The sequence below is a fragment of the Saccharomonospora halophila 8 genome, from assembly GCF_000383775.1.
GTDB classification, from domain to species: Bacteria; Actinomycetota; Actinomycetes; order Mycobacteriales; family Pseudonocardiaceae; genus Saccharomonospora; species Saccharomonospora halophila.
Genome location: NZ_KB912556.1, coordinates 72,743 through 80,570, shown reverse-complemented (window position 1 = coordinate 80,570; position 7,828 = coordinate 72,743). Strand labels below are relative to the sequence as shown.

Below are 7,828 nucleotides of genomic sequence, written 5' to 3'. Positions count from 1 at the left end.
GGGGTCCGCCTCGGCCGGGCCCGGCGCCACCGTCCCCGGCCGTGCCGGGACCGAATCGACAGGCGGAGCCGAATCGACAGGCGGAGCCGAATCGACAGGCGGAGCCGAATCGACAGGCGGAGCCGAACCGGGGACCGCGGGTGGTGGTGCGGGCCGGGAGCGTGCCGCCGGAACGGCGGAGGCCACGCCCAGAACCGCGCTGCTGGTGTCGTCCGGGGAGTTGACCGCCGGCGACACCGACCCGCCCGAGGAGGCCACGGACGCGACCGATGTGCTCGTGGTCACCGAGTCGGAGGCGGAGGTGCTGGTGGTCGACGAGTACCCGCGTTACCACCTCGCCGAGTGCGGGTGGCTCGGACAGCGCGCCACCATCCCGTTGCCCGCCAGGGAGGCGCGGGAGCTCGGCTTCACCCCGTGTGCGCGCTGTGGGCCGGACGCGACGCTCGCCGCGGCCCACCGCCGTCGGTCCGGGCGCAAATGAGGCGGGCGGTCCCGGGCGCGATCCGGGTGGGTGGTCGGCGCCCGGCCGGGCACACCGGCTAACCTGAAGGGCACAGGCGTCGATCCGGCCATCACCGGGGAGCCTCCGGAAGAACGGGTGACACCGCCCTCCGAGACCGCCTTCGTGCCGGGCGGGGCGGGCGCACCTCAGTAGAACCGGACGGGTCCGGCCCGTCACCGCCGGTGCAACGAGTGGTCCGTGCCGTGGGGCGCGGGCAAGCGGGGTGGTACCGCGGTACGCGCGTCTGCCGACAGGCGCCGTCTCGTCCCCGTGGGGGCCGGCCGGATGCGCGGCCCGTGCGAGAGACAGCCGAACCGCGAGGAGCTACCCCGACGATGTACCCCCAGGCTTCCGTCGGCGCGCAGGACGCCGACCAGGTCCCCGCGCACCCGTCGTTCCCCGCGCTGGAGAAGGACGTCCTGGCGTACTGGGCGGCGGACGGCACATTCACCGCGACGGTCGACAACCGGGAGGCCGGGACCCACGGCGCCAACGAGTACGTCTTCTACGACGGCCCCCCGTTCGCCAACGGCCTGCCGCACTACGGGCATCTGCTCACCGGGTACGTCAAGGACATCGTGCCCCGCTACCAGACCATGCGGGGCAGGCGGGTGGAGCGCCGGTTCGGCTGGGACACGCACGGTCTTCCCGCCGAGCTGGAGGCCGAACGGCAGCTCGGCATCACCGACAAGGCCCAGATCGACGAGATGGGCATCGCCGAGTTCAACCGTGCCTGCCGTGAGTCGGTGCTGCGCTACACGGCGGAGTGGCAGGAGTACGTCACCCGCCAGGCACGCTGGGTGGACTTCGACAACGACTACAAGACGCTGGACGTCTCGTACATGGAGTCGGTGCTCTGGGCGTTCAAGCGGCTCTGGGACTCCGGCCTGGTGTACGAGGGGTACCGGGTACTGCCGTACTGCTGGCGCGACGAGACGCCGCTGTCCAATCACGAGCTCCGGATGGACGACGACGTCTACCAGAGCAGGCAGGACCCGGCTGTCACGATCGGCTACCGGGTGGAGGGCAACGACGGCGCCCTCGCCGAACTGGACGGTGCCTACCTGCTCGTGTGGACCACCACGCCGTGGACGGTCCCGTCGAACCTGGCCACCGCGGTCCACCCGGATGTGGACTATGTCGTCGTGCGCGACGACGAGGGCAGGCGGTTCGTGCTCGCCGAGGCCCGGGTGTCGGCGTACGCGCGGGAGTTGGGCGAACAGCCCGCGATCGTCGCCCGGTACACCGGGACCGACCTGCTCGGTGCGCGGTACGCGCCGCCGTTCCCGTACTTCGTCGGGCAGGCGAACGCCCACCGTGTGCTCGCCGCGGACTACGTCACCACCGACGACGGCACCGGCATCGTGCACATCGCCCCCGCCTACGGCGAGGAGGACAAGGCGGTCACCGACGCCGCCGGCATCGTCCCGGTCACCCCGGTCGACGCCAAGGGACGGTTCGACGCGCAGGTGCCCGACTACGAGGGCCGCAACGTCTTCGACGCCAACGCCGACATCATCCGCGACCTCAAGCACGGCACGGGCTCGGCGGCGCGGCAGGGTGCGGTGCTGCTGCGGCACGAGACCTACGAGCACGCCTACCCGCACTGCTGGCGCTGCCGCAACCCGCTGATCTACCGGGCCGTGTCGTCGTGGTTCGTGGCGGTCACCCGGTTCCGGGACCGCATGGTCGAGCTGAACCAGCAGATCACCTGGTACCCCGAGCACGTCAAGGACGGCCAGTTCGGCCGGTGGCTGGCCAACGCCCGGGACTGGTCGATCTCGCGCAACCGGTACTGGGGCACGCCGATCCCGGTGTGGGTCTCGGACGACCCGAATCACCCCCGGGTGGACGTCTACGGCTCGCTGGACGAACTCGAACGGGACTTCGGGCAGCGCCCCACCGATCTGCACCGCCCGCACATCGACGCGCTGACCCGGCCGAACCCGGACGATCCGACCGGTGCGGCGACGATGCGCCGGGTGCCGGACGTGCTGGACGTGTGGTTCGACTCGGGGTCGATGCCCTTCGCGCAGGTCCACTACCCGTTCGACAACGCCGAGTGGTTCGAGCATCACTATCCCGGCGACTTCATCGTCGAGTACCTCGGTCAGACCCGCGGCTGGTTCTACACGCTGCACGTGCTCGCCACGGCGCTGTTCGACCGTCCCGCGTTCCGCACGTGCGTCTCGCACGGCATCGTGCTCGGCTCGGACGGGCAGAAGATGTCGAAGTCGCTGCGCAACTACCCGGACGTCACCGAGGTGTTCAACCGGGACGGCTCCGACGCGATGCGCTGGTACCTGATGGCCAGCCCGATCCTGCGCGGCGGCAACCTGATCGTCACCGACAAGGGCATCCGGGACGCGGTCCGGCAGGCGGTGCTCCCGCTGTGGAACTCGTACTACTTCCTCGCGCTGTACGCGGGCGCCGAGGGGGTCACCGGCCGGAGGCGGACCGACTCGGAACACGTACTGGACCGGTACCTGCTCGCGAAGGCGCACGAGCTGGTCACCGACGTCGGCGCGGCGATGGACGGCTACGACATCGCGGGCGCGTGTGCGCGGGTCCGGGAGTTCCTGGAGGTGCTCACCAACTGGTACGTGCGCCGTTCCCGGGACCGGTTCTGGGCGGGCGAGGCGGACGCCGTCGACACCCTGCACACGGTGCTGGAGGTGGTCTGCCGGACCGCGGCCCCGCTGCTGCCGCTGACCACCGAGGCCGTCTGGCGTGGGCTGACCGGGGGCCGGTCGGTGCACCTGTGCGACTGGCCGCTGGTCGACGAACTCCCCGCCGATCCGGCGCTGGTGTCGGCGATGGACCGGGTGCGGCAGGTCTGCTCGTCAGCACTGTCGCTGCGGAAGGCGAACAAGCTGCGGGTGCGGTTGCCGTTGGCGAGGCTGCTGGTGGCCGCCGAGGACGCCGAGCAGCTGCGGCCGTTGGCCGACATCGTCCGGGACGAGGTGAACGTCAAGTCGGTCGAGCTGACCACCGATGTCGCCGCACACGGCGGGTTCGAGGTCGCGGTCAACGCGCGCGCCGCGGGGCCCCGGCTCGGTAAGGACGTGCAGAAGGTGATCAAGGCGGTCAAGGCGGGTGACTGGACGAGCACCCCGGAGGGTGCGGTCGTCGCCGCCGGTGTCGAACTGCGGGAGGGGGAGTACGAGCGGAGGTTGGTCGCCACCGACCCCGGGGCGGCCGCCGAGCTGCCCGGGGGTTCGGGCCTGGTCACCCTCGACACGACGGTCACACCCGAACTGGCCGGCGAAGGTGTGGTGCGCGACCTGGTCCGGGTGGTGCAGCAGGCCCGCCGGGACGCGGGTCTCGACGTGGCGGACCGGATCGGCCTGACGGTGGACGCCCCCGCCGAGGTCACCGACGCGGTCCGGCCGCACGAGGACTTCCTCGCGAACGAGACCCTGGCCACCGAGGTCTGCTACGGCGAGGTTCCCGGCGGCTTCCCCGGAACCGTCGGCGACGGGACGAAGGTGACGGTCTCCCTCGCCCGGACCGGCTGAGCGGCGCCCGGTCCGGCTGCGTGGCCGGTGCGGGCGGGTCCGTCCCGGACCCCCCGGCCCGAACCGGAACGAACCGGACCGGGATCGCGGGAAGGTGCCGGGTGCGCGGTCGGTGGGCCGCCGGAGCCGGTGAACGCGCCGAACGAGAGGTGACATGGACGAGCTGCCCCTCGTGCTGGGTTCGGGTGCGGCCGTCCTGCTCGCCTCCGTGTTGGCCGTGCGGTTCTCGATCCGGCTCGGCCTGCCGTCCCTGTTGATCTATCTCGGGATCGGGGTCTTCATCGGGGAGGCCGGCCTCGGGGTCGAGTTCGACAACCCGGAGCTGACGCAGAGCCTCGGGTTGGCGGCACTCGTGATGATCCTGATCGAGGGTGGCCTCACCACGACCTGGTCGGAGGTCCGGCCGAATCTCGGTCCGGGGCTCGCGCTGTCCACAGTGGCCGTCGGAGTCACCGTCGCGGTGACCGGGTCGGCACTGCACTGGCTGTTCGGCCTGGAGTGGGAGACCGCCCTGCTGTGGGGCGGGGTGCTCGCCTCGACCGACGCGGCCGCGGTGTTCTCCGTGCTCCGTTCGGCCGGGATCGGCAAGCGCTTGTCCAGCATCCTGGAGCTGGAGTCGGGTCTCAACGACGCCCCGACCTACATCGTCGTGGTGCTGCTGGCCACCGGGACCACGATGGACTGGACCCTGCCGCTGCAGGTGGTCTACCAGCTCGTGACGGGCGGTCTCCTCGGGTTCGGGATCGGGCTGCTCGGCGCGTGGGCACTGCGCCGGGCCGCCCTGCCCGCCACCGGCCTCTACCCGCTGGCGACGGTGGCGATGTGTGTCCTCGCCTTCGCGGGCGCCCAGTTCGCACTCGCCTCCGGGCTGCTCGCCACCTACGTCGCCGGGGTGGTGCTCGGCAACTCCCGGCTGCCGCACCGGTCGAACACGTTGTCGTTCGCCGAGGGAATCGGGTGGATCGCCCAGATCGGCCTGTTCGTGCTGCTGGGGCTGTTCGCCACCCCGTCCCGGCTGCTGGACGCGGTGGTGCCGGGCGTCGTCGCGGGACTGCTGGCACTGTTGGTGGCCAGGCCGCTGGCCGTGCTGATCTCCACGTCGCCGTTCCGGGTGCCGTGGCGGGAGCAGGCGTTCCTGTCGTGGGCGGGTCTGCGCGGTGCCGTGCCGATCGTGCTGGCCACCATCCCGCTCGCGGAGGGCAGACCCGGAGCCCAGGACCTGGTTGACGCGGTCTTCGTCATCGTGATCGTGTTCACCCTGTTGCAGGCCGCGCTGCTGAGTCCGCTGGCGACGTTGCTCGGGGTGGCCGGTGCGTCCGAGCCCCGGGAGATGCAGGTCGACGCCGCACCGCTGGAGGAACTGGGCGCGGTCCTGCTCCAAGTGCGCATCCTGCGCACCTCGCGTCTGCACGGTGTCTACCTGGCGGAACTGCGCCTGCCGAAGGGTGCCACCGTCAGTCTGGTCGTGCGTGGCGAGCGGAGTTTCACCCCGGAACACACGACCCGGCTGCAGGAGGACGACCAGCTGCTCGTCGTCACCACGCAGCAGGCCCGGCGCGCGACCGAGCGCCGGTTGCGCGCCGTCGATCGTGCGGGACCGATCGCCCGCTGGAAGGGGGAACGGGGCGACTGACCCGTGCCACGCCACCCGCTCCGCGCCGACGACCGACGGTGGACGGGGCAGGCGGACGCCGACATGGACAATGGGACGGTGAACTCCGAGCAGCAGAACTCCGCACCGGACCCCGGTCCGGCGGACCCGGACCGATCGGCGGGAGCGACGGAAGCCCCCGTGGCGAAGCGGCGTGCGGGGCTCCTCCTCGTCGTGGCGGCACTGTCCTACGGCGTGGACGTGGTGACGAAGGTCCTCGCCACGGCGGGCCTGGAAGGGGGCGAACCCGTCCGGATCCTCGGCGGCGCCGTGTACCTCCAGTTGCTGCGCAACCCTTACGCGGCGTTCGGGATGAGCTTCGGCGGCACGTGGGTGCTCACCGTGGTGGCCGCCCTCGTCGTGGTCGGCATCCTGTGGTTCGCGCGGCGGCTGCGGTCGGCGGGGTGGGCCGTCGGACTCGGGCTCATCCTCGCGGGCGCGCTCGGCAACCTCACCGACCGGATCTTCCGTGCCCCGGGCGCGTTCCGGGGCCACGTCGTGGACTTCGTCTCCGTGTTCGCGCCGAACGGGGAGTTCTTCCCCGTGTTCAACGCGGCGGACTCGGCCATTACCGTCGGCGCCGTGCTCATCGTGCTGCTGACGGCGCTGGGGCGGGAGTACGACGGCACCCGGACGGGGAAGCAGCGCGGCGGCCGCTCCCATCCGCGGACGGCGGGGGACGGAGCCGGCGCCGCCGGGGAGGACCGGGCATGAGCACCCGGATGCTGCCGATTCCCGACGGACTGGAGGGCATGCGGGTCGACGCCGGCCTGGCCAAACTGCTCGGTCTGTCCCGCACCGCGGTCGCCGAGCTCGCGAGCTCCGGGGACGTCCTCGTGGACGGGGTCCCCGCGGGGAAGTCGGACCGGTTGCCGGCCGGGGGACTGCTCGAAGTGACCCTGCCCGAGCCGGACCGGCCGGTCGAGGTGGTGGCCGAGCCGGTCGAGGGCATGCGGATCCTGCACGACGACGACGACATCGTCGTGGTGGACAAGCCGGTCGGGGTGGCGGTCCATCCCAGCCCCGGTTGGTCCGGCCCGACGGTGGTGGGCGGCCTGGCCGCCGCCGGGATGCGGATCTCGACCTCCGGCGCCGCCGAGCGGCAGGGCGTGGTGCACCGGCTGGACGCCGGTACCACGGGCGTGCTGGTGGTGGCCAAGAGCGAGCGCGCCTACACGGCGCTCAAGCGCGCGTTCAAGGAACGCACGGTCACCAAGGGCTACCACGCGCTCGTGCAGGGGCACCCGGATCCGACGCGGGGCACGATCGACGCGCCGATCGACCGGCATCCCCGGCACGACTACAAGTTCGCCGTGGTGGCCGACGGCAAACCCTCGGTGACGCACTACGAGGTGATCGAGGCGTTCCGGGCGGCGTCACTGGTCGATGTCACGCTCGAAACCGGGCGGACGCACCAGATCCGGGTCCACTTCGCGGCGCTGCGGCACCCGTGTGTCGGTGACCTCACCTACGGGGCCGACCCGGCGCTCGCCCGGCGGCTGGACCTGACCCGGCAGTGGCTGCACGCCCGGCGGCTGGGCTTCGCGCATCCCGCCGACGGACGGTGGGTCGAATTCACCAGCGACCACCCCGACGACCTCGCCGCGGCCGTCGACGTGCTGCGCGCCGAGACCTGACCCGGTCCGGCACCGCCGGCCGGGGTCGGGTGCCCCGGTTCAGTCCGCGACCGTCCAGACCACGCTGCGTTCGTCCGGTTCCGGGCGGGGGCTCCACCGGACCGAGGCCACCCGGGTGTCCTCGCCGAGGACGTACACCGTGTGCCCGCCGCTCGTCCCGCCGGGCTCGACCCCGATCCCGTGCGGCTGCCGGGAGGTCAGCGACACCGGGGCCTTGGCGATCGGGGTGCCGTCGTCGGTGAGCAGTTCCAGGTGGTTGTCCGGCAGCGAGGCGAACGGCACCGGTCCCCGGTTGGTGATCTCGGTGTGCACGACGACCGCGCGTTCCCCGTCGTCGAGCCGGTACCCCGCGGCCGTGAACAGGAAGTCGGCGGGGTCCTGAACCTCGAGCAGCTGGACGGAGAGGTCCTCCCCTTCGAGGCCCCGGGTCTCGAGCACGTCCCCCACGGTCCCCGACCGCCCGGCCGGCCGGACGCCGGTTCCGCCGCGGTCCGCCTCCCCCGACGGCGGGGCCCCGGGG

The 7,828-nt window shown here is 72.3% G+C and carries 4 protein-coding genes and 2 pseudogenes; 5 read left to right on the top strand and 1 reads right to left on the bottom strand.

Annotated features, from left to right (window positions below):
* The 5 genes and pseudogenes from SACHA_RS26165 to SACHA_RS0112350 form a co-directional block, all read left to right on the top strand.
* Positions 1-481 (top strand): annotated as a pseudogene (locus SACHA_RS26165) (hypothetical protein); the annotation flags it as partial.
* Between the two features lie 356 nt (positions 482-837).
* A complete protein-coding gene (gene ileS, locus SACHA_RS0112365) occupies positions 838-4,020 on the top strand; it encodes an isoleucine--tRNA ligase (RefSeq protein WP_019810125.1) in 3,183 nt (1,060 codons plus the stop codon).
* A gap of 154 nt (positions 4,021-4,174) precedes the next feature.
* Positions 4,175-5,653 carry a potassium/proton antiporter gene (locus tag SACHA_RS0112360; protein ID WP_019810123.1) on the top strand — a complete coding sequence of 493 codons (1,479 nt, stop codon included), beginning with the start codon at positions 4,175-4,177 and terminating at the stop codon, positions 5,651-5,653.
* Between the two features lie 63 nt (positions 5,654-5,716).
* Positions 5,717-6,385, top strand: a complete 669-nt coding sequence (gene lspA / locus SACHA_RS21855) for a signal peptidase II (protein WP_157601679.1) — start codon at positions 5,717-5,719, stop codon at positions 6,383-6,385.
* Positions 6,382-7,308, top strand: coding sequence for an RluA family pseudouridine synthase (locus tag SACHA_RS0112350; RefSeq protein WP_019810119.1), 927 nt, complete (start codon positions 6,382-6,384; stop codon positions 7,306-7,308). Before lspA ends, SACHA_RS0112350 begins: the two co-directional genes overlap by 4 nt.
* A 39-nt stretch (positions 7,309-7,347) precedes the next feature.
* Here the strand turns inward: SACHA_RS0112350 and SACHA_RS24530 are convergent.
* Positions 7,348-7,828: pseudogene (locus tag SACHA_RS24530) on the bottom strand (AsnC family protein); the annotation flags it as partial.